Here is a 24,182-nt window from a genome sequence, read left to right on the forward strand (position 1 = left end):
ACCGTCCGGCCGGATCGGAAGCCGCGGGATCCGCGCGCCGCACCCGGAACTCCCCCGTATCCCCGCCCGTCCGGTGCGCCCGCGCATCGAACCGAGACAGTCGAAGGATGAAGATGGCAGACGACATTCTCGAGCGCCGCAAGCAGCTGCTGCAGCGACGATTGCGGGAACACGGTGTCGAGGCGTCGTCGCGGGAAACCGCTGTCCCGGAACGTAATCCGGACAAACCGGCCAGGCTCTCGGCGGCGCAGCGGCGGATGTGGTTCGTGCAGCGGCTCGATCCGGCCGACACCACGCTGAATATCGGGGTGGCGTACCGGCTGGACGGCGAGCTCGATCCGGAGCGGCTGCGCGCCGCCGTCGCCGCGGTGGTGGCGAGGCACGAGGTGCTGCGCACGACCTATGGCGTCGGCGCGGACGGCGAGCCGTACCAGATCGCGCATCCGGAGCCCGGAATCGACTGGCAGCAGCTCGATCTCAACGCCGTCGACGAGCCGGAGCGGCTCGGCCGGGCGCTCGCCATCGCCCGCGAGCGGCTGGCCCTTCCCTTCGACCTCGCAGCGGACCCGCTGCTGCGCGTCACCCTGGCCGCGCTCGGCGGCAATGCCTGGGTCCTGGTGCTCGTCGTGCACCACATCGCCTGGGACGACGATTCCTGGCCGGTCTTCTTCGCCGAGCTCGCCGCCGCCTACCGCGGCGCCGAGCTGCCCGCGCTGCCGATGCAGTACATCGACGTCGAACTCCAGGCCCGCACCGCCGGCGACGAAGCGGCGCTGGCGTACTGGCGCACCGCGCTGACCCCGCTGCCCGAGCCGCTGGAGCTGCCCGGCGGCGGCACCGGCACCGGCGCGGACCGGGTGACGCACCCGCTCCCCGCCGACCTCGTGGAGCGGGTCGCCGCGGCCGCGCGGGAGCGCTCGGCGACGCCGTTCATGGTGCTGCTCGCCGGTTTCCAGGCGGTACTGCAGCGCTACACCGCCGCCACCGACTTCCTGATCACGGTGCCGGTCACCGAGCGCCGCGACCCGCGCGCGGCGCCGCTCATCGGCTACTTCGGCAATGCGCTGCTGATCCGCGCGCAGCCGGACGGCCGCGAGCCGTTCACCGCACTGCTCGACCGCACCCGCGCCACCGTCTCCGCCGCCTTCGCCAACCAGGGCGCCGGCGTCGACCGGGTGATCGCGGCGGTGGCGCCGCAGCGGACCGGCGGCGGCGACGCGCTGCACCAGCTGGTGCGGGTGAGCTTCGCCGTGCGCAGCGCGACCAACGGACCGGAGCTGCCGGGGGTGCGCAGTACCGAGCTGGCGATTCCGCCGGTCGCGGTGCAGGAACCGCTGGGGCTCATGGTCGTTCAGGACGGCGCGGGCACGCGGGTCGAGGCCACCTACCGACCCGGTGCGCTGGCCCGGCCGCTGGTCGAGCGGCTGCTCGGCCACTACGTGCGGCTGCTGGAGAGCGCGCTGCGCGCTCCGGCCGCGCCGCTGCGCGCGCTGGATCTGCTCGGCGCGGCGGAGCGGGAGCGGGTGCTCGCCGGGTCAAGGGGCACCCTGGTCGCGGAGCGGCCGGACACCATGATCGACATGGTGCAGCGGCAGGTGGCCGCGGGCCCGGAGCGCATCGCGGTGCGCTCCGACGAGCTCGAGCTGAGCTACCGCGCGCTGAACGAGCGGGCGAACCGGCTGGCGCACTGGCTGATTCGCGCCGGGGCGGGGCCGGAGCGGCTGGTGGCGCTGCGCATGGCCACCTCGGTGGAGTTCGTGGTCGCCGCGCTGGCGGTGCAGAAGGCGGGCGCCGCCTACCTGCCCATCGACCCGGCCTACCCGGCCGAGCGCACCGCCTACCTGCTCGCCGATGCCCGGCCCGCGCTGGTCCTCGACCCGGAAGCACTGGCCGCGGCCGAGCGGGAGGCCGCCGGGCTGCCCGCCCACGACCCGGTCGACGCCGATCGCCCGGCGGCCCTGCATCCCGCGAACACCGCCTACGTCATCTACACGTCGGGCTCCACCGGGCAGCCCAAGGGCGTCCCGGTGCCGCACGCGGCGATCGCCGAGCACCTGGCGGGGTTCAATGCCGAGTGGAGTCTGACCCCCGAAGACCGGGTGCTGCAATCGACCTCGGTCAGCTTCGACGCCTCGCTGCTCGACATCTTCGTGACGCTCACCGCGGGCGCCTGCGTGGTGATCCCGAAGGCGCACGCCTACCGCGACGTCCCGTACGTGGCGGAGCTGGTGCGGCGGCACGGCGTCACCGTGCTGCACATGGTGCCGTCCATGCTCGCCACCTTCCTGGTGCTTCCCGAGGCGGGGGACTGGAGCACGCTGCGGCATGTCCCGGTCGGTGGCGAGGCGCTGCCCGGCGAGGTCGCCGACCGCTTCGCCGCCCGCTTCGACGCCGAGCTGCGCAACCACTACGGCCCCACCGAGGCGGTGGTCTGCTCCGCGCACACCGTGGTCGCGGGCCCGCAGGGCACCGGGGTGGTGCCGATCGGCGGGCCCAACCGCAATGTGCACCTCTACCTGCTCGACGCGGCGCTGCAGCCGGTGCCGGAGGGCGCCACCGGCGAGATCTACCTGGGCGGCAACCAGCTGGCCCGCGGCTACCTGCACCGCCCCGGGCTCAGCGCCGAGCGCTTCGTGGCCGACCAGTTCACCGCGGGCGGGCGGCTCTATCGCACCGGCGACCTGGCCCGCCGCAACGAGGCCGGGCTGATCGAATTCCTCGGCCGCGCCGACGAGCAGGTCAAGGTGCGCGGGCACCGGATCGAGCTGGGCGAGGTCGAGGCCGCGGTCGCCGCGGCGCCTGAGGTGGCGCACTGCGTGGTGGTGGTCGCCGAGCACGCCGGCCTCGGCCCCGCGCTGGCCGCCTACGTGGTGCCCGCCGCGGGCGCCGAACCGGAGCTGGCCGCGCTGCGCGCGCGGGTCGCGGCGGTGCTGCCGGAGTACATGGTGCCCGCGGCCTTCACCGTCATCGACGAGGTGCCGCTGACGGCGCACGGCAAGCTGGACCGGCGGGCCCTGCCCGCCCCGGCCTTCGCCGAGGCCACCGCCTACCGCGAGCCCGCGACGCCGACCGAGACCAGGGTGGCCGAGCTGTTCGCGGCGCTCTTCGACCGGGAGCCGATCGGCGCCGACGACTCCTTCTTCGAGCTGGGCGGGCACTCGCTGCTGGCGGCGCGGCTGATCACCATGATCCGCGCGGAGTTCGGCATCGAGATCGATATGCGGGTGCCGTTCGACAAGCCGACGGTGACCGCGCTGGCCGGGCACCTGGTCGAGACCTTCCGCGCCGAGTTCGACATCGACCTGGACGAGATCGACCTGCTGGACGACGCCGAGGAGTTCGAGCCGGCCCCGGCGGCGCACGCGCGGCCGGGCAAGCCGGCGCTGGTCCGCCGGGAGCGCCCCGAGCACGTCCCGCTCTCGTACTCGCAGCGGGTGTACTGGCTGCAGCGGCGGCTGGAGGGGGCGATCGACGGCGAGAACGTCAGCTACCCGGTGCGCTTCGACGGCGAGCTCGACATCGCCGCGCTGCGCGCCGCCATCGGCGACGTGGTGGCGCGGCACGAATCGCTGCGCACCACCTTCCCCGAGCACGACGGCACGCCCTACCAGCTGATCGCGCCGCCCGCGCCGGTCCCGGTGCCGGTCGTCGAGATCACCGAGGCGGAGCTCGACGCCGAGCTCGCCGCCGACTGGGACTACGTCTTCGACTTCGCGGCCGAGCCCATGGCCCGGTTCCGGATCCTGCGGCTCGGCCCGGACCGCACGGTGCTCTCGATCCTCATGCACCACATCATCGCCGACATGCGCTCGTGCCAGATCTTCCTGGCCGACCTGACCACCGCCTACCGCGCCCGGGCTACCGGCGCCGCGCCGGGCTGGGCCGAGCTGCCGCTGCAGTTCGCCGATTTCGCGATCTGGCAGCGGGAGATCTTCGACCGCGGCGCGGACCGCGCGGTCAGCCCCTACGGCCAGGCCGAGCTGGACTACTGGCGCGCCACCCTGGCCGGGCTGCCGGACGAGATCGCCGTCGCGCACGACCACCCGCGCCCCGCCGTGCTCGGCCGCAACGGCGTCAGCGCGAACCGGGTGCTGCCCGCCGCCACCTGGACCGCGCTGCGCGGGACCGCCGATGCCGTCGGCGCCACCGAGTTCATGCTGTGCCAGGCGGTCAGCGCCGCCGTGGTGCACGTGCTCAGCGCCATCGAGGACGTGGCGATCGGCGCCGCCGTCGCCAATCGGATCGGGCAGACCACCGACGAGCTGGTCGGGCTCTTCGCGAACGTGGTCGTCATGCGGCACGACGTCTCCCGCGCGCCGACCCCGCGCACCCTGCTGGAGCGGGTGCGCGCCGCCGCGCTGGACGCCATCACGCACCAGGGCGTGCCGTTCGAGCGGCTGGTGGAGGCGATCAACCCGGCGCGCTCGCTCGCCAGGAACCCGCTCTTCCAGGTGATGATGCACTTCCGGCACCGTCCGGCGCCGGAGCCGTTCAGCACCGACGGCGCGACCACCATGACCGGCATCGCGGGCTACTACGACGTCTCGTTCATGGACTTTCACCTGGACTACTCGGTGGACACCACCGGCGAACTGGTCGCACGGGTGGTGGTGAACCCCGACCTCTACGAGCCCGCCACCGCCGAGATCTTCGCCGACGTGCTGACCGGTGTGCTGCGCGCCTTCGCCGAGCAGCCGGACCGCCCGCTCGCCGAGCTCGACCTGCTGCCCGCGGGCTGGGACACCGGCCGCTCGGCGGTGCGGCACGGGCAGGCCGCCGTCGCCACGGTCTACGTGGAACCGGAGACCGAGACCGAGCGGGCGCTGGCCGCGCTGCTGGAGGAGCTGCTCGGGGTGCCGGAGATCGGCCGCGAGCACGGCTTCTTCGGGCTGGGCGGGGACAGCGTGATCGCCGTCAAGTGGGCCGCGCGCGCCGCGGAGGAGGGGCTGCCGCTGAGCCCGCAGATGGTGTTCGAGCACTTCTCCATCGCCGAGCTCGGCGCCGCCGTGGACGCGGCCGCCGCCGATCCGCCCGCGGCCGACGAGCGGGAGCACGCCCCCATGTCGGTCTCGGGGCTGGATGCCGACGCGCTCGCGGCGTTGCAGAGTTCCTGGTCGGCGCAGCGCTGATCCGCCGGTGGAGGAGGAGAACCGCATGAACCAGCCCCCGCCCGAGATCGAGGACGTGCTGGCGCTGAGCCCGCTGCAGGAGGGGCTCTTCTCGCTGGCCCGGCTGGCCGGCGACGGCCCCGACGTCTACACGATCCCGTTCGTCGTCGACCTCGACGGCCCGCTCGACCCCGCGCTGCTGCGGCGCTGCCTCGAGGCGCTGCTGCGGCGGCACCCCAACCTGCGCGCGGTGTTCTGGGATCGTGACCTGCCCCGGCCGGTGCAGATCGTGCCGCGCGCGGTCACGCTGCCCTGGACCGAGCGCGCCGCCACCGACGCGGAGCTGGCGCGGATCGAGGCCGAGGAGGTGGCGCGGCCGTTCGACCTCGGCACCGGACCCGCGCTGCGCGCCACCCTGGTGACGCTGCCGCCCGGCCCGGACGGCGCCGCCCGGGCCCGGCTCATCCTGGCCGTGCACCACATCCTGCTGGACGGCTGGTCGCTCGGCGTGCTCTTCGGCGAGCTGCGCGCGCTGTACGCGGCCGGGGGCGCGGCGGACGCGCTGCCCGCGGCCCGGCCCTACCGCGACTACATCGGCTGGCTGGCCGCCAAGGACATGTCCGGGGCGCAGCGCTGGTGGAGCGCCAAGCTGGAGCAGCTCAGCGGGCCGCTCATGGTCGGTGCCGGGACCGGCGCGGTCGCCGAGGTCACCCGCTTCGCGCTCGGCGCGGGCGCTACCGCACGGCTGCGCGAGTGGTCCCGCGCGCAGGGGCTGACCGTGAACTCGGCGGTGCAGTTCGCCTGGACGCTGCTGCTCTCCCGGCTCACCGACCGCCGCGATGTCGTCTACGGCACCATCGTGACCGGGCGGCCGGAGACCATCGCCGGGGTGGAGCGCATGGTCGGGCTCTTCCTGAACACCATCCCGGTGGTCTTCGACCTCGACCCGGCGGCCCCGGTGGGGGCGGAGTGCCTGCGGTTGCAGCGGGAATCGGCGGCCATGCGGGACGCCGGATTCCTGAGCCTCTCGGCGGTGCAGCGCGCCGCCGGGCACAGCTCGCTCTTCGACACCCTGTTCGTCTTCCAGAACGCGCCGATGACCGAGGTGCTCGGCGGCGGCGCCGCCGGCGCGGTCGGCTTCCGGCCGCAGATGGCCAAGAACCTCACGCACTACCCGCTCACCGTCGTGGCCTACCTGGAGGGCGACGACCTCGCGGTGGTGGTGGAGGCCGACCCGGCGGCCATCCCGTACCTGCCGGAGGACATCGGCGCCGCCCTGCTCGCCCTGCTGCGCGCGCTGCCGGGCGCGGCCGAGCTGCGCTGCGACGACCTGGCCACCGGCCCGGCCGCCGCCGGCGAGGCCACCCCCGCGCTGCCCGAGCTGGAGCCGGAGGCCACCCTCTTCGCGCTGCTCGAGCGGCAGGCCGCCGCCACCCCGGAGGCGATCGCGCTGAGCAGCGCCGACGGCGAACTCAGCTACCGGGAGCTGACCGCGCGGGCCAGGGGCCTCGCCGCCGAGCTGGTGGCGCGCGGCATCGGCCCGGAGGACGCCGTCGCGCTGTACCTGCCGCGCTCCGAGCGCGCCGTCGTGGCACTGCTCGCGGTACTCGCGGCGGGCGCCGCCTACGTACCGGTCGACGTCGCGCTGCCCACCGCCCGGGTGGAATCCCTGCTGCGGCAATCCGATCCGGCGCTCGTCCTGGTAGCCGACGGCCACGACCTCGACCGGGTCCCGCTGCTCGACCTGGACGACTTCGACCTCGCCGCCCGCGCCACCACCGCCCCGGTACCCGCCGCGCCGCGGCCGGACAACCTCGCCTACCTCATCTTCACCTCCGGCTCGACCGGCGAGCCCAAGGGCGTGGCGGGCACGCACGCGGCGGTGGTCTCGTACTTCACCGACCACCGCGCCCGCGTCCACCGCCCCGCCACCGCCCGGCTCGGCCGCCCGCTGCGGATCGGGCACGCCTGGTCGCTGAGCTTCGACGCCTCCTGGCAGCCGCTGGCCGGCCTGCTCGACGGGCACACCGTGCACCTCTTCGACGAGGTCGCCATGCGCGATGCGAACCGCCTGGTCGAGGGGGTTCGCGAGCACCGCATCGACATGCTCGACACCACGCCGTCGCTCTTCCGGCAGCTGGTCGCCGCCGGGCTGCTGGAGCGGCCGCCCGCGGTGCTCGCGCTGGGCGGCGAGGCCGTCGACACCGCGCTGTGGGCGCGGCTGCGCGCGCTCGACGGGGTCGCGGTGCACAACTGTTACGGCCCGACCGAGACCACGGTGGAGGCCGTGGTCGCCGATGTGACCGCCGCCGACGGCCCCGCCTACTCGGCGCCCACTATCGGCGCGCCGACCGCGGGAACCACCGCGTACGTGCTGGATTCGCGGCTGCGGCCGGTGCCGGTCGGCGTGGTGGGGGAGCTGTACCTGGCCGGGGCGCAGCTGGCCCGCGGCTACGCCGGGCAGCCGGGGACCACCGCGGCGCGGTTCGTCGCAGGCCCGGACGGCGCGCGCCGGTACCGCACCGGCGACCTGGTGCGCAGGCTCCCCGGCGGGGCGCTCGGCTACCTGGGGCGCGCCGACGACCAGGTCAAGATCCGCGGCTACCGGATCGAGATCGGCGAGGTGGAGACCGCGCTGCGCAGCGCGCCCGGCATCACCGCCGCGGCGGCGACCGTGGTGCGCCGCGGTGACGCGGTCACCCTGGTCGGGTTCGTGGTCGCCGCCGCCGAGCCGGACACCGTCGCGCTCCGCGCCGAGCTGGCAGAGCGGCTGCCCGCCTACATGATCCCGGCCCGGCTGCTCGCGCTGCCGGAGCTGCCGGTCACGAGCAATGGCAAGCTCGACCTCCGCGCGCTGGCCCGGCACGCCGAGGCCGCGCTGGCCGGGGCCGGCGCGGGCCCCTCGGTGCCGGAGACCGAGACCGAGCGGAGGCTCGCCGCGGTGCTCACCGAGGTCTTCGACGGCCGCACGCCCGGGGTCGAGGAGGATTTCTTCGCCTTCGGCATGGACAGCATCGTCGCCATCTCCCTGGTGAACCGGGCGCGCAGGCACGGCCTGGCGCTGGAGGTGCGCACCGTGCTCGCGGCGCCGTCGATCCGGGATCTGGCCGCCGCCGTCGACCGCGCCGCGACCGGGGCCGCACCGCTCGCGGAGCACGAGTACGGCCCGGTGCCGCCGCTGCCCATCGTGCGGTGGCTGCACGGCCTCCCGGTCTCGCGGCGCCTGGCGCAGAGCCTGCTCACCCGGCTCCCCGACGGAATGACCCGCGCCGATCTGGCGGCGGTGCTGCAAGCCGTCCTCGACGGCCACGACACCCTGCGCGGCTACCTCGGCGACACCGCCGACGGCCCCCGGCTGGTCACCCGCGAGCCCGGCGCCGTCACCGCCACCGACCTCATCACCGAGGCCGACGCCACCGGCGACACCGCCGCCGCGCTGGCCGCACAGAGCGCAGCCGCGCTCGAGGCCATCGACCCGGTGGCCGGTGCGCTGGTCCGCGCGGTGTGGCTGCGCGGCGTGCCCGGCGGCGACCTCCTCCTGCTCACCGTCCACCACCTCGCCATCGACGTGGTGTCGTGGGGCATCGTGCTCGCCGACCTGGCCGCCGCCTGGGAGCAGCTGGAGGCGGGCGCGGTCCCCAAGGCCGTCGCCGAGACGACCAGCTACCGGCAGTGGTCCCGGCTGCTGTGGCAGCGCGCCGAGAGCGCCGAGGTCCACGCTCAGCGCGAGTACTGGGCCGGGCAGCTGCGCGGCCCCGACCCGGAGCTCGGGCGCCGCGCGCTCGCGCCCGGCGACACCTGGGCGACACTGCGGCTCAGCACGACGACGATCCCCGCCGCGACCACCGCCGGGCTGCTCGGCGGCGCCGCCCGCGGCGACGGCGTCCGCGAACTACTGCTCGCGGCGCTGGCGCTGACCGTGGTCTCCCGGCGCCGCGAGCGCGGGCAGCCCGCCGACGGCGGCACCCTGGTCGGGCTGGAGAGCCACGGCCGCGCCGACGCCGTGGTCGGCGCCGACACCTCCGGCACCGTCGGCTGGTTCTCCGCGCCCTACCCGGTGCGGCTCGGCGCCGGCGCCGCCATCGGGGTCGAGGAGGCCGAGCGCGATCCCGAAGCCGCGCGCGCCCTGCTCGATTCGGTCATCGCCCAGCTCGCGGCAGTCCCGGCGCAGGGGCTCGACTTCGGGCTGCTGCACTCGGTGGCCCGGGTGCCCGAGCTCGCCGACGCGCCGTGGCCGCAGCTCGAGTTCAACTACCTGGGCCGCACCGACCTGCTCGGCGGCGGCGAGCGGGCCTGGGGCATGGTCACCGACCCCGCGCTCACCGCCGCGCTGCCGATCGCGCCCGAGCCCGCGCTGCCGCTGCGCTACGCGCTCGGGCTGATCGCCGCGGTCGGGCCGGGCCCGGAGCTCACGCTCACCTGGCGCTGGAGCCGGGAGCTCTTCACCGACACCGAGATCGACGATCTCACGGCACTGCTGCGCCGCGCCGTGACGGCGCTGGCGGCACTCTCCAGGAAGGCAGGTCAGTAGATGCAGCACAACCAGGGCTGGATCAGGAAGTTCCACGAGGCGGGCGCGCCGAGCCGGCTGCCGCTGCTGATCTTCCCGCACGCCGGTGCCGGCGCCTCGGCCTACCGCGAGCTCTCCGCGGCGCTGGCCGAGCACTACGACGTCATCGTCCTCCAGTACCCGGGCCGCCAGGACCGCGCCAAGGAGCCCGCGCTCGGCTCGCTGCCGGACATCGCGGTCGGCGCCTACGGCGAGTTCCGGATGTCGCCGTACAACCGCGACGTGCCGATCGTCGTCTTCGGGCACAGCATGGGCGCCTTCGTCGCCTTCGAGTTCGCCCGGCTGGCCATCGCGACCGGCGTCGACGTCAGGCAGCTCACCGTCTCGGCCGCGGTGGCGCCCTCGCGCGCGCAGTTCCGCGCGAAGACCCCGGAGGGCGACGAGGAGCTCCTCGACCACCTGATCTCGCTGGAGGGCATCGACTCCGACGTGCTCGCCAACCGGGAGATGATGCGGTTCTCACTGCCCGCCATCAAGGCCGACCACCTGGCCTCCGAGGCCTACCGCTGCCCGGAGAACGTCCGGGTCGCGACCAGGGTGCACGCCATCGGCGGCGACCGCGACCCCATCGTCTCCATGGCCGACCTGCACGGCTGGAGCAAGCACAGCGACGATGTCGAGGTCACCATGTTCGAGGGCGGGCACTTCTACCTGAACCAGCACCGCGCCGCCGTCACCGAGCTGCTGGCCGAGCAGGCGTGACCGCGGTGACCGACCCCGACCACATCGTCATCGCCGGGTACGCCGTCGAGGCGCCCGGCGGCATCGACACCCCGCGCGCCTACTGGTCGGCGCTGGAATCCGCCGTCGAGCTGGTCGGCCCGTTCCCGCGGGACCGCGGCTGGCCGATCGACGACCTGCTCTCGGTCTCCGAGCTGGACGGCTGGGGCACCGTGCGGGACGCGGGCGGGTTCCTCACCCGCGCCGCCGAATTCGACCCATCCTTCTTCGGGATCGGCCAGCGCGAGGCCATCGCCACCGACCCGCAGCAGCGGGTCGCGCTGCGGGTCGCGTGGCGCGCACTGGAGAACGCCGGGATCAACCCCGGTGCGCTGGCCGGCGCGGAGGCGGGCTGCTTCATCGGCTGCTCGCCCATGGAGTACGGGCCGCCGGGTGCGGAGGTCAACGAGTACAGCGGGCTGCGGATCATCGGCCACGGGCTGCTCAGCGCCGCGGCGCGGATCTCGCACTGCCTCGGGCTGCTCGGGCCGTCCATGACCGTCGACGCCGCCTGCGCCTCCTCGATCACCGCGCTGCACCTGGCCGCCGCCGCGGTCCGCGACGGCGACTGCGAGTGGGCGCTGGCCGGCGCCGTCTGCGTGATGGGCTCGCCGATCGCGTTCTACGAGTTCGCCAGGCACAACGCGCTCTCCGCGGACGGCCACTGCCGCTCCTACTCCGACGACGCCACCGGCACGCTCTGGGGCGAGGGCGCCGGGGTGGTGATCGTGGAGCGCGAGTCGCGGGCGCGCCGCCTCGGGCACCGGGTGCACGGCAGGCTGCTCGCCTCGCACCACAACCACAACGGCGCGGGCAAGCCGATCCTGGTGCCGCGCACCGACGCCCAGGAGCGGCTGATCCGCACCACCATCGCCAAGGCCGGGATCGACCCCGCCGATATCGGCATGGTCGAGGGCCACGGCACCGCCACCCGCGCCGGCGACCCGGTGGAGCTGCGCGCCCTGCAGAACACCTACGGCGCCACCGGCTCCGGCACGCTGCTCGGCTCGGTGAAGTCGAACGCCGGGCACGCCCAGGCCGCGGCGGGGATGCTCGGCCTGGTCAAGTTGCTGCTCGCCGGGCGGCACGGCCTGATCCCGCCGACGCTCTTCGCCGACAACCCGACCACGCGGGTCGACTGGGAGCGGTCGAGCCTGCGGCTCGCCACCGAGGTCGAGCCGTGGGAGCCGAGGGACGGGCAGCGCTACGGCGCGGTCTCCTCCTTCGGCGCGGGCGGTTCCAATGCGCACGCGATCCTCGCGATGCCCGTTCACGAGGAGAACGACGATGCCTAGCCATCGCCTGCCCGACGGCTCCGTCCCGGTGCTGCTCTCCGCGGACAGCCCGGCGCTGCTGCGCGCCGAGGCCGCCGCGCTGCTCGGCTACCTCGCCGAGCACCCCGCCGTCGCGCCGGGGCGGGTGGCCGAGCAGCTGCTGCGCACCCGGGTCGCGCGCAGGCACCGGGCGCTGCTCGCCGTCACCGAGCGGGCCGAGCTGGCGGCCGCGCTGGCCGCGGTGCGGGACGGGGTCGCGCACCCCGCCGTCGTCACCGCCGCCGAGCCGGCCACCGAGCGCACCGTCGCCTTCGTGCTGCCCGGCCAGGGCACCCAGCGCCGCGGCATGGGCCGCGTCTTCTACGACGGGGCCGAGGCGTACCGCGCCGCGGCCGACCGCTGCGCCGCGCTCTTCCAGGAGCAGTTCGGCGCCTCCCCGCTGCCCTACCTGCTCGGCACCGGTGACCCGGCGGAGGAGTCCGCCGCCGTGGTGCAGCCCGCGCTCTTCACCCAGATGGTGGCGCTGGGCGCGCTGTGGCGGTCGTTCGGTGTGCGCGCCGCCGCCACCGTCGGGCACAGCCAGGGCGAGATCGCCGCCGCGTGCCTGGCCGGGGCGATGAGCCTGGCCGACGCCGTCGTGGTGGTCGGGACCAGGGCGCACGCCGTGGACAAGATCAGCTCCGAGCGCTACGCCATGGCCGTGGTCGCCGCCGACCGCGACGAGTGCGAGGAGGTCATCGCCCGGCTGCCCGGCTGGGCCCAGGTCTCGGTGCAGAACTCGCCGCGCATGGTCGGGGTCTCGGGGGAGCGGCCGACCGTGCGGGCCGTGGTGGCCGCGCTCGCCGAGCGCGGCCGCTTCGCCCGGGTCATCAAGGTCGGCTACCCGGCGCACACCGTGCTGCTCACCGAGTTCCGCGACCTCATCCACGACGCGGTGCACAGCCGCCTGGACAGCACCCGCTTCCTCGACTCCGAGATCCCGTGCATCGGCGCGACGCTCGGCGCCGCCGTCACGCCCGAGCTGCCGGTCGACGAGTACTGGTTCTGGAACCTGCGCAACCCCGTGCGCTTCGACCGCGCGATCACCACGGCCGTCGCCGGTGGCGTCGACACCTTCGTCGAACTCGCCGAGCACCCGACACTCCAGCTTGCCATCGAGGAGAACCTGGCCGCGGCCCCCGCGACCAAGACGCTCGGCACCTCGCTGCGCACCGCCACCGACCTGCGCGAACTCACCGCCAACCTGGCCGAACTCGCCGTCGCCGACCTCGGTTTCGACTGGGACGGCCTGCGCACCGGCGATGCCACCCCGCCCCCGCCGCCGCTGCCGGACTTCCCCAATGTCGCCATGAACGAGCTCACGCTGTGGCTGCCGCTCGACGCCTCGATCGGGCGCGCGCCGACCCCGCGCCCCGCTCCCGTCGCGCCCGCCGGGCCGAAACCGCAGCTGCTGGTGGAGGACTGGGTCCGGCTGAGCAGGCGCTCGGTCACCGCGCCGCGGCGGCTCGGCATCGCCGACCACACCGGCGAGCAGGCGAAACTCGCCGCTGAGCTGGCCGAGTACGCGAGCGGGCAGGGGCTGGGCGGGCGGCTGCTCACCCCGGAGGGCTCGACGGACGACATCGACACCGTCGTGGTGCTGCTGCCCCCGCGCCCGGCGCCGGATGCGGGCGCGGCCGTCGAGGAACTCGCGCGGTTCCTCGGCGAGCGCGGCTGGTGGAGCGCGCCCGGCGCCGCGATCACCGAGTACTGGCTGATCACCGTCGGCGGCGAGGCGGTGCTGCCCGCCGACGCCCCGCCGCACCCGGTGCACGCCGCCGCGAGCGCGGGTTTCCGCGCCGCGGGCGCCGAGTACCCCGGCGTCGCCTTCCGGCACCTCGATCTGGGCGCGGAGTACACCGCGCCCGCGATCGTCACCGCGCTGCACACCGCCGGGGAGCCGGAGCTGGCGCTGCGCGACGGCAACCTCTACGCCAAGCGGCTCACCGAGGCCGACCCGGCCGCGCTGCTCACCGGGCCGGTGGCCGCCGCCGATGTGCTCGTGACCGGTGGCACCGGTAGCCTCGGGCTGGAGTTCTGCGAGCACGCGGTGCGCTCCGGCGCGCGCCGGGTGACGCTGCTGAGCCGGTCCGGCGAGAACGCGGCGGTGAGCGCTCGGCTGCGCGCGATCCGCGCGCTCGGCCGCGCCGAGATCTCGGTGCTGAGCTGCGATATCGCCGACCCCGCCGCGGTCGCCGCGCTGAGCGATCGGCTCGCGGAGGTGGGGTTGCTGGTGCACGCCGCCGCCGACAATGCGGCGATCGGCGGCGGCCTCACCGATATCACCCCCGGCCAGGTCGAGAAGGCCATGCGCGGCCGGGTCGCCGGGCTGGAGCCGGTGCTGGAGCGGCTCGCGCCGGGGTGCGAGATCGTGCTCTGCTCCTCGCTGGCGGCGAGTATCGGCGGCCGCGGCACCGTGCTGTACGCGGCGGCGAACCGCATGGTGGACGCGCTGGCCAAGCGGTACCGCGCCGGCGGGCGGCGGTGCGTGGCCGTGCAGTGGGGGCAGTGGGCGGTGTTCCGGGGGAGCGGGGCAGCGGAGCTGGCCGGGCTCGCGGAGGCCGGGTATCTGCCGATGGAGCCGGGGGATGCGCTGGCGCTCGGGTTGGGCGGGTTGCGCACCGATGCCATTGTCGCCGCGTTCGATTGGGAGCGGGGGCGGACCGTGCTCGGGTACGGGCCGTTGCTCTCGGAGTTGAAGGCGCCGGTCCCGGCGCCCGCGCTCCGTCCCGCCGCCGAGCCCGCACCCGCCGCCGAGCCCACGGGTGACGTGGCCGCCCGGGTCGCCGCGCTGCTGGCCGGGATCATCGGCGCCGAGGACCCCGGCACCATCGACGGCACCCGCCCGCTGGTCGCCATCGGCCTGGACTCACTGCAGGCGCTGGCGCTGCGCAGACAGGTCAAGGGCACGTTCGGTGTGGATGTGCCGGTCTCGGAGCTCATCGGCGGCGCATCGCTGAACGACGTCGTCCGCCTCATCGGCGTCCCGGACCGGGTGGCACAGCCGGTCCTCGCGGACACCACCGAACTCACCCGCGCCGACCGCCTCACCCGCGCGAAAGCCGCCGCCCAACTGGCGGTCCCGGCCGATTTCGACGACCACACCTTCCGCTCCGCCCGCCGCGACATCGACCTCTTCGGCCTCCGCGCCATGCTCACCACCCTCCGCCCGCACCTGTCGGACACCGAACCCCGCACCGTCGACGACCTCGCCGACCGCCTCCGCTTCGCCCCGCGCCACCGCTGGCTCCTCCGCCAGTGGCTCCAAGCCCTCGAAGCCGACGGCAGCCTCCGGGGCGATACACAGACCGGCTACCGCTACACCCGCGAGGTCGCACAACCGCAGCGTGCCGACCTCATCCAGGTCTGCGCCGACCTCGGCTACCCCCGCCCGCTCGCCGAGTTCCTGCAATCCTCCGACGACCACCTGACCGAGCTGGTCCAGGACACCATGCGCCTGCAGGAACTCCTCTTCCCCGACGGCGACATGACCACCGCCGAGGCCGCCTACCGCGACAACCTCAGCAGCAGGTACCTCAACCTCGCCGCCGGCCGCGCGGTAGCCGACCTGGTCACCACCATCGCCCGCCACCACACCCCCGTTCGAGTCCTCGAACTGGGCGCCGGAATCGGCGGCACCACCGACGATGTCGCCGCGGCGCTGGACGGCCTCCCGGTGGAGTACCACTTCACCGACGTCTCGGACTTCTTCCTCACCGCCGCCGAGCACCGCTTCGCCCGCTACCCGTGGATGCGCTACGCCCTGCTCGACATGAACCGCGACCTCGGCACCGCCGCCCCCGCCGACATCGTCATCGCCGCCAATGTGCTGCACAATGCCGACGACATCGGCGTCACCCTCCGGCACCTGCACGACCTGCTGCACCCCGGCGGCGCGCTGGTGGTCATCGAGACCTGCCACGCGCACTGCGAACAGCTCACCTCGGTGCACCTGCTGATGTCCCCGCAGCCCGGCAAGCCGCACGCCGGGCTGAGCGACGTCCGCGCGGGCACCGACCGCATCTTCCTCACCGAGGACGAGTGGCGCAGCGAACTGCGCGCCGCCGGCCTCACCCCCGACCTGGTGCTACCGCAGCCCGACCACCCGGTCGCCGCACTGGACCAGCGGGTCTTCATCGCCATCCGCGACATCGAACCGGGCCGGGAGTGAGCACCGTGGACAGCACCGAGATCACCGCCACCGTCGCCGCCGCACTCGGCATCGAACCGGAGGCCATCGCCGGCGACGCCGACCTCATCGAGCTCGGCCTGGACTCCATCCGCATCATGAAGCTGGCGGGCGGCTGGCGCAAGCGCGGCGCCACCGTCAATTTCGCCCAGCTCGCCGCCGCCCCCACCGTGGCCGCGTGGCAGGAACTGCTCGGCGCGGGCGAGCCGGAACCCCCGGCGCCGGAGCCGCTCCCGGCCGAGCGGGGCGCCGAGCACGAGCCCTTCCCGCTCGCGACCATGCAGCACGCCTACTGGATCGGCCGCGCCGAGGAGCAGGAGCTGGGTGGCGTCGCCGCGCACCTCTACGTCGAATTCGACGGCGGCGCCATCGATCCCGCGCGGCTGGAGCGGGCGGTGGCCGGCCTGGTCGCCGCGCACCCCATGCTGCGCACCCGGGTCCTCCCGGACGGCACCCAGCAGACCCTGCCCGCCCCCGGCCGTCCGGTCTTCACCGTCGCCGACCTGCGCGACCACGACCCGGCGGCCATCGATGCCGAGTTGAACCGGCTGCGCGACAGCAAGACCCACCAGCGCCTCGCCATCGAGGACGGCCAGGTCATCGACGTCACCCTCACGCTGCGCCCCGGCGACCGCTGCCGCCTGCACCTGGATGTCGACATGATCGCCGGCGACGCCATGAGCTACCGCGTCCTGGTCGCCGAACTCGCCGAGCTCTACCACGGCGCCACCATCACCGCCCCCGGCTACACCTACCGCCGCTACCGCACCGAGCGGCGCGTGGACGAGGCCGCCAGGGCCCGCGACCGCGAGTGGTGGCAGCGGCGGCTCCCCGAGCTACCCGGCGCCCCGGAGCTGCCGACGGTCCCGGTGGGCGAGCGCACCGCCCCGCACCGCACCGTGCGCTACGACCACTGGCTCGCCCCCGAGGCCAAGCGGCGCCTGCTCGCCGCCGCGCACGAGCGCGGCATCACCCCCGCCATGGCGCTGGCCGCGGTCTTCGCCGACACCATCGGCGGCTGGTCCGCGCAGAGCCGCTTCCTGCTCAATGTGCCGCTCTTCCACCGCGAGCCGGTGCACCCCGAGATCGACCGCGTGATCGGCGATTTCACCTCCTCGATCATGCTCGACGTCGACGTCACCGACGACCTCACGGTCACCGAGCGGGCGCGGGCGCTCCAGCGCGCGGTGCACGAGAGCGGCGCGCACGCCGGGTGGTCCGGGCTGGAGGTGCTGCGCGACCTGGGCAGGCAGCGCGGCGAGCCGGTACTGGCCCCGATCGTCTACACCAGCGCGCTGAACCTCGGCGAGCTCTTCGCGGAGCGGGTCACCGAGACCTTCGGCGACCCGGTCTGGATCATCTCCCAGGGCCCGCAGGTGCTGCTTGACGCCCAGGTCACCGAGGTGCGCGGGGGGCTGCTGCTGAACTGGGACGTCCGCGACTCCGCCTTCCCGGCCGGGCTGGTCGACGCCATGTTCGCGCACTACACCGCCGCCGTCGCCCGGCTCGGCGCCGGCGCCGACGGCTGGACAGCGGGCGCGGCCCCCGCGCTCCCCGCCGCGCAAGCCGCCGTGCGCGCCGCGGTGAACGCCACCGACGGCCCGGTCAGCGGCCGCCGCCTGCACCAGGGCTTCTTCGAGCACGCCGCCGCGCATCCGGACGCGTCCGCCGTGGTCTGGAGTGATGGCGGGCTCACTGCCGCGCAATCCGCCGCATCCGCGGTGGTCAGGCAGACGGGCGCCTGGAGCTACGGCGAGCTCGCCACCGCCGCGCTGGCCGTGGCGGGCGCGCTCACCGCCGCCGGGGTGCGTCCGGGCGACGCCGTCGCGGTGCAGCTCCCGAAGGGCCCGGACCAGATCCTGGCCGTCCTCGGCGTGCTCGCGACGGGCGCCGCCTACATCCCCATCGGCTTCGACCAGCCCGTGGCGCGCCGCGCCGAGATCCTCCGCACCGGCGCAGTCACGGTCGCGCTCACCGTGGCGGGCGCCGACCTCGGCCCCGGCGTCACGACCGTTCCCCTCGACGAAGCCCGAACCTGGGCGGACCCACTGCCCCAACCGGTGTACCCGGACCCCGAATCCATCGCCTACGTCATCTTCACCTCCGGCTCCACCGGCAGCCCCAAGGGCGTCGACGTGCCGCACCGCGCCGCCATGAACACCATCGACGCGGTGAACGAGCACTTCGGCGTCGGCCCCGCCGACCGCGTGCTCGCGCTCTCGGCGCTGGAGTTCGACGCCTCGGTCTACGACATCTTCGGCATGTTCGCCGCGGGCGGCTCGATCGTGGCGGTCGACGCCGGGCAGCGCGCCGAGGCCACCACCTGGGTCCGGCTGCTGGTGGAGCACCGCGTCACCCTCCTGAACTGCGTGCCGAGCATGCTCGACATGATTCTGGAGATCGGCGGCGAGCATCTCGGCGATTCGCTGCGCGCGGTCACGCTCGGCGGCGACTGGGTCGGCGCCGACCTGGCTCGCAGGCTCGCGAAGCAGGTGCCGGGGTGCCGGTTCTCGGGCCTCGGCGGCGCCACCGAGACCGCCATCCACAACACCATCTGCGAAGTCTCCGGCGAGCCGCCCGCGCACTGGGCGACGGTGCCGTTCGGGGTGCCGCTGCGCAATGTGCGCTGCCGCGTGGTCTCACCCGCCGGTCGGGACTGCCCGGACTGGGTGCCCGGCGAATTCTGGGTCGGCGGCGCGAATGTGGCCGCCGGGTACCGCAACGACCCGGAGCGCACCGCCGAACGCTTCGTCGAGCACGACGGGCTGCGCTGGTACCGCACCGGCGACCTGGCCAGGTACTGGCCCGACGGCACCATCGAGTTCCTCGGCCGCGCCGACCACCAGGTCCAGCTCCGCGGCTACCGGGTCGAGCTGGGCGAGGTGGAGAGTGCACTGCGCACCGTCCCCGGCGTGCGGCACGCCGTCGCCGCGGTGGCCGGGACGACGCTGGTGGCCGCCGTCGCCGGCGCCGGCATCGCCGACCCCACCGGCACCCTGGCCGAGCTGCTGCCCGCCTACATGATCCCGGCCCGCATCGAGTACCTGGACCGCATGCCGCTGACCGCCAACGGCAAACTCGACCGCCGCGCCGTCCTCGCCCTGCTCGAACCCGCCGCCGGGGCCGCCGAGTACGTCGCGCCGCGCGACGATCTGGAGGCCGCGCTCGCCGATATCGCCCGCGGCGTGCTCGGCTCCGGCCCGATCGGCGCGCACGAGGACTTCTTCGGCCTCGGCGGCGATTCCGTGCTCGCGACCACCTTCGTCGCCCGGGTCCGGGAGTGGCTGGAGACCGACCACGCCCTGGTCTCGGATGTCTTCGCCGCCCGCACCGTCGCCGCGCTCGCCGCCCGGCTGACCGCCCGCGAGGCCGAACGCGGCACCCCCGGCCGCTTGCCGGTGGTCGCCCAGCTCTACCTGGAGGTCGCCGCCATGAGCGATGAGGAGGTCATGGCCTCGGGATAGCCGCGCGCTACGCCGCCGGTCCGCGTACCGCGCCGACCGGCGGCGCCGCGCTGCCGCGAGCCAGAGACCAGCCGGCAGCGGGGGCACTGGGACCGGCCGGCAGCGGGGCACCGGGACCGGCCGGCAGGGGGGCACCGGGACCGGCCGGCAGGGGGGCACTGAGACCACCCGACAGCGGTGGCCCAGCACCAGCCGGCACTGGCGGCCCGGGATCACCCCGCCCGCGGCGTCCCGACGATAATGCTCCCCACACTGCACTCCTCGAGCTCGTCCACCCCGGCCGCGCTCACGAACGCGGCGGTATCGCCGAAGCCCTGCGCGCAGGCCCCGAGCCCCATGGCCGTCGCGGCCAGGTACACGGTCTGCATGAGCACCCCGACGTGCTTGAGGATCACCGCGTAGGAGACCTGCTCGTAGGTCCACATGACCCGCCCGGTCCGAGCCCCGAGCACCAGCAGCACCTGCGGCTCGGCCCCGTCGGCGAGCGTCGCCGAGGTCGACTTCACCAGTGTGGCGACCGCCGGACTCCCCGCCTCGGCGATCTTCCGCAGCGTGTGCCCGTGCGCGTCGTAGTGGTACATCCCCGGCTCCAGCCCGGCGACATTCCGCACCACCGGGTACAGCTCCAGCTCGTACACACTGCCCCCGCTCGGGTACGGCTTCGACACCAGCTCCTCACCCGGCGCCTCGGACCGCACCCCCCGGCTCCGCGCCGTGCGGAAGAGCAGCTCGCCGAGCTGCGCGACCGTGATCGGCGCGGCGTCGTCGAAGGCGCGGGTGGAGACCCGATCCTCCAGCACGGCGGTCAGCGTCGGATCCGCCGCCCGCAGGGCAGCCAGATCGGGCCGGGGCAGGGGAATCGGCGCCGCCGGGTAGTCCGGCTTGCGCGTGGGCGGCTGCGGGAACCGCCCCTTCGCCCACTTCGTGGGCCCGAAATGCTCCCAGGTGACGATGCGCTCCCCGAGCGTGCTCCGGCGATGGAACCACAGATCGGGCGCGCTCCAGCTGCGGCTGCGGAACTCCGCCGCCTCGGCCGCCGGATCGGCCAGGAACCCACCGCGGTGCAGATCCGCCAGGAAACCGGCGGGCAGCCCCGAATCCTCAGCGCCGGACTGCTCCAGCAGCGTCAGCAACCGCAGATCGTGAATCCGGATATCGCACCAGGAGAGTGGATGCTCCAGCACGAACCCGTCCGAATCCCGATGCAGCACCGCGAACTTGGAGAGCGTGGCGCCCGGCGGAAGCGGCGCGGGCTCGTCCCGCGGCGGAGTCCCGAACGGCTGCACCGTGTACAGGTCCCGCCCCTCCGCGCGCACCGTCACCGCCAGCCAGCCCGCCCCCGCGAGCCGATCCAGCAGCGCGGTGACATCGTCACCCGCGACCGCCGCCAGCTCGGCAACGGTCGCGGGCGCCCGATTGAGCGCCTTGAGCGCGAGCAACTGCCCCCGCGGCAGCCCGCTGAGCTTCTGCTTCCGCGGCGGGTTCAGCAGCACCGCACCCGCCGGGGTGATCACACAGGTGGCACCGGCCCGGAGCGCGAGCCGCGTCTCCCCGGACGACATGAGAACGGGCACGGCCGAATCCCTACTTGCTCACGGCGACCAGGGCCGGGTTCAGCTTGTCCAGGATGAACGGCACCGAGAGCACCGTCGGCTGGTTCACCGCGGTGATCTCCATGGTGTTGAGGAAGACCGTCGCGTCGTTCCGAACCGCGGGCAGCCCGCTGTACCCCGGCAGCTGCCGGAACTTCTCGTCGAACCCGGGGGAGTACCCCGCCAGCAGCAGATCCGCCGTCAGCTCGTCGATCCGCTCGGTCGACAGCGCCAGCCGCCCGCCGGTCGCGGGCTGGTCACTGAGGTTCTTCGGGATGGTGAGCCCGAGCGCCGTGAACACCTGCCCCGACCCGTCCGAGGGGTCGGTGAGCACCATCAGCTGCGTCGGCGTGCCCAGCCAGGTGCTGGCATAGGTCTTCCCCTTCAGCCCCGGATTCGCCGCCACGATCCCGTCGATCTTGTCCTGCACCCCGCCGATGATCGCCGCCGCGTCGTCCTCCCGGCGCAGCACCTTCCCGAGCGCCGTCACCTGGTCCTGCCACACCGCGGCCGAGTTCTTCGAGAGCCCCGGAATCGTCGGCGCGACCTTGGACAGGCTGTCGTAGGTCGCCTGATCCGCGATGAACGGATCCGCCAGGATCAGATCCGGTTCCAGCGCCGCCACCTGCTCCGCGATCCCCGCCATGCTCGCGATGGACTTCGCCGACCCGAGCTTGTCCGGCTGCCACGGCGGCGTGCTCCGCGACGCGATCGCCACATTGTCCACATACCCGACCGGAACCACGTCGAAGGCCAGCGTGGTGTCGAGCCACTGGTTCCCCAGCGCCACGACCTTCGCCGGCGTCCCCGCCACGGTGGTCTCCCCGAGCGCGTGCGGCACGGTGACCGCCCCGTCCCCGCCGCCGCCCGATCCGGAGTCCGAGCCGCAACCGGTGATACCGAGCGCGAGCACCCCAGCCAGTGCGGCGATCACCGCGCGCCTGGCGACCCGCCGGGTCCGGACAGCGTGCATCGTCGTCTCCTTCATCGAGGACCAGCCCTCGGTCCGGCGCCGAAAGTCGCTCCGGCGCAATTGAGCCAAGGCTAACCTAGGCTGGGCTCCCGAGGTGGGGCTCCGTCTCAACTCGCCGCCGCCAGCACCTTCCATACCCTCCTGGAGCGTGGCCGCGCCTGCGGGGTCGCGTGCCCGAGCCGCCGCCGCGCCTCGTGGACGCTGATCCGCAGCAGATCGGTGAGCAGCTCCGCGGTATCCCGGTAACCGGTGCCCGCCGCGAGCCCGCGCCGCTCGGCCTCGGCGACGGCCGCGCGCATGGACGCATCCAGCTGCCGCCTGCGCCGTTCGGTCTCGACGAGGATGCGAAGCACGTCGACATCGGCCAGTTCCGGCCATCCGCGGGCCGGGACGCGCGGCGCCGGCGCAGTCGATTGTTTGGTCACCCGAGTGAGGCTACCGCACCTTAGAACATATGTTCGATAACTCTTCGGCCGCGGTATCCCGGTGTCGTCAGAGCGCCCGCTTCAACCCGACGTGGCTGTTGTCGTACCCGAGCCGCGCGTAGAAGGTGTGCGCCCTGGCCCGCACCCGGTCCGTGGTGATCTGCGCGAGGGTGGCGCCGCGGTGCCTGCCGTGGTCGTGCGCCCACTCCAGCATGGCCGTGCCGATGCCGCGGGAGCGCTCCGCCGGGGCGACCCGGACCCCTTCGATCTGCAGCCGCGCGGCGCCGCCCCGGGAGAGGCCCGCGATAATGGTGAGCTGCATGGTGCCGACGATCCGGTCGCGCTCGTCCCGCACCACGGCCAGGTAGTGCGCCGGATCCCCGGTGACGGCGTCGTACGCCTCCTCGTACCTGGCGATCTCGGAAGTCTCCCGGTCGCGGGCGATCTCATCGGAGAGCAGCGCGACCAGCGCGGGCACATCGGCGCGGGCCGCGCGCCGCACCCGGTAGGTCCGGTCGCCGACGCGCAGCAGGCTGCCCGCCGCGGCGCGCGAGCGCAGCCGGGCGATCAGGGTGTCCAGCCAGCCGCCGACGTGCCTCCTGGCCTCGGGGGTGTCCGGGTAGCGGCAGCGCAGGTGCAGCCCGGCCTCGTCGAGCACGAACCACAGCATCACGCCGTCGGTCCGGATCGTCGCGCCGACGTACTGCGCCTCCAGCCCGGTGGCGTCGACCCGCACCGGCAACCGGCGCAGGTCGAGCCAGGAGATCGCGAACATGCCCGGCGCCTCCGGCATCCCGCCCCACGGCCGCAGGATGTCCGCCAGCGGCCAGGAGCCGAGGCGCACGGCCTCCTTCACCGCCGCCGCACCGGCCCGCGGGGCCGGGTCGGCCGATTCCAGCAGCGAGTTGGTGATGAACCAGCCCACCGACTCGTGCCAGGTGGTGTCGTAGCGGCTGTGCACCGGGAAGACCACGCGCAGCGCGGTCCCGGCCAGCTCGTGCGTCACCTCGGTCATGGCGGCCACCACGAGCGCGAGGGTGGAGACCTCCGCGTCCCTGGCCTGCGCGGCGAAGGCGGCGCTGTCGTCGACATCGAGCACGTCGCGCACCTCGACCCGCTCCTCCTGCGGCGCGGCCTCGCCGAGCGGGAGCGGGAAGCGCGGCATCACGCCGCCGCTGCGCGCCAGCACCTCGGCCCAGCGGCGGCGCACCTCGGCCGGCGCGGCCGGGCGTTCGCGCAGCGCGCGGGTGTGCTCGGCGAAGGCGGGCGCGGGCGGCAGCGCGGGCGGGCCGTCCCGCCGCACCGCGGCCAGCGCGGTGAGCAGGTCGCGCGCGATCACCAGCATCGACCACATGTCGACGTGCGCGTGGTCGGCGGCGACCACCACGGTCGGCCCGGCCGCGGTCTCCAGCACGCACAGCCGGTGCGACGGCCGGGCGTACGGCGAACAGGCCAGGTCGAGCACGGCGCGCAGCGCGTCGTTCACCGCCTGCCCCGGCGCGATCGTGTGCTCGACCCAGCCGGCCGGGCGGATCTCGACCTCGTGCAGCCGCGGCTCGCCGTCCGCGCCCGGCACGAAGACCGACCGCAGCGTGCCGTGCCGCTCGATCACCGCCAGCCAGGCGGTGGCGAGCTCGTCCAGCGGCACCGGAGCGGAGAGCCTGCAGGACAACGCCATCCACGACCCCGCGCGATCACCCGCGCCCACATGGCGCCGCTGGTCGAAGGAGACCGGAAGCGATGCGCCCAGCTCGCCCGCGGCGACGTCGAAGCCGAGCAGACGGCCGAACGGCAGGCGCAGGTGCGCGACGTTGGTCAGCCGCATGGC

Annotated in this window: 10 protein-coding genes; 6 read left to right on the forward strand and 4 right to left on the reverse strand. The window is 74.5% G+C overall.

The features are described from left to right. The first annotated feature begins 113 nt into the window (after nucleotides 1–113). Genes AB0H71_RS16085 through AB0H71_RS16110 form a run of 6 tightly spaced genes read left to right on the forward strand, consistent with a single transcriptional unit; the run spans nucleotide 114 to nucleotide 19,364 of the window. Nucleotides 114–5,129 (forward strand): amino acid adenylation domain-containing protein, encoded by a 5,016-nt coding sequence (locus AB0H71_RS16085; protein WP_357020725.1) that lies wholly within the window; start codon nucleotides 114–116, stop codon nucleotides 5,127–5,129. Nucleotides 5,130–5,154: 25 nt separating this feature from the next. Next, the gene (locus tag AB0H71_RS16090) at nucleotides 5,155–9,639 is read left to right on the forward strand and encodes an amino acid adenylation domain-containing protein (protein WP_357020728.1); all 4,485 of its coding nucleotides are present in this window, start codon (nucleotides 5,155–5,157) and stop codon (nucleotides 9,637–9,639) included. Further along, the gene (locus AB0H71_RS16095; protein WP_357020730.1) at nucleotides 9,640–10,380 is read left to right on the forward strand and encodes an alpha/beta fold hydrolase; all 741 of its coding nucleotides are present in this window, start codon (nucleotides 9,640–9,642) and stop codon (nucleotides 10,378–10,380) included. It abuts the gene before it with no gap. Next, nucleotides 10,377–11,693, forward strand: coding sequence for a polyketide synthase (locus tag AB0H71_RS16100; protein WP_357020733.1), 1,317 nt, complete (start codon nucleotides 10,377–10,379; stop codon nucleotides 11,691–11,693). Before AB0H71_RS16095 ends, AB0H71_RS16100 begins: the two co-directional genes overlap by 4 nt. After that, on the forward strand, nucleotides 11,686–15,882 hold the full coding sequence (gene nbtC / locus AB0H71_RS16105) for a nocobactin polyketide synthase NbtC (RefSeq protein ID WP_357020735.1): 4,197 nt from the start codon (nucleotides 11,686–11,688) through the stop codon (nucleotides 15,880–15,882). Before AB0H71_RS16100 ends, nbtC begins: the two co-directional genes overlap by 8 nt. Before the next feature lie 5 nt (nucleotides 15,883–15,887). Further along, nucleotides 15,888–19,364, forward strand: a complete 3,477-nt coding sequence (locus AB0H71_RS16110) for an amino acid adenylation domain-containing protein (protein ID WP_357021923.1) — start codon at nucleotides 15,888–15,890, stop codon at nucleotides 19,362–19,364. A 212-nt stretch (nucleotides 19,365–19,576) separates the two neighbouring features. Here AB0H71_RS16110 and AB0H71_RS16115 read toward each other — a convergent pair whose 3' ends face one another. The 4 genes from AB0H71_RS16115 to AB0H71_RS16130 form a co-directional block, all read right to left on the reverse strand. Further along, entirely contained in the window at nucleotides 19,577–20,926 is a 1,350-nt protein-coding gene (locus tag AB0H71_RS16115) for a SagB family peptide dehydrogenase (RefSeq protein WP_357021925.1), read from the reverse strand. A gap of 22 nt (nucleotides 20,927–20,948) precedes the next feature. Next, nucleotides 20,949–21,929, reverse strand: coding sequence for an ABC transporter substrate-binding protein (locus tag AB0H71_RS16120; RefSeq protein ID WP_357020738.1), 981 nt, complete (start codon nucleotides 21,927–21,929; stop codon nucleotides 20,949–20,951). Nucleotides 21,930–22,036: 107 nt separating this feature from the next. Next, the gene (locus tag AB0H71_RS16125) at nucleotides 22,037–22,354 is read right to left on the reverse strand and encodes a DUF222 domain-containing protein (protein WP_357020741.1); all 318 of its coding nucleotides are present in this window, start codon (nucleotides 22,352–22,354) and stop codon (nucleotides 22,037–22,039) included. Between the two features lie 67 nt (nucleotides 22,355–22,421). Continuing rightward, on the reverse strand, nucleotides 22,422–24,179 hold the full coding sequence (locus AB0H71_RS16130) for a GNAT family N-acetyltransferase (protein ID WP_357020744.1): 1,758 nt from the start codon (nucleotides 24,177–24,179) through the stop codon (nucleotides 22,422–22,424). Nucleotides 24,180–24,182: the final 3 nt, after the last annotated feature.

The organism is Nocardia sp. NPDC050697, from assembly GCF_040654395.1.
Taxonomy (GTDB): Bacteria; Actinomycetota; Actinomycetes; order Mycobacteriales; family Mycobacteriaceae; genus Nocardia.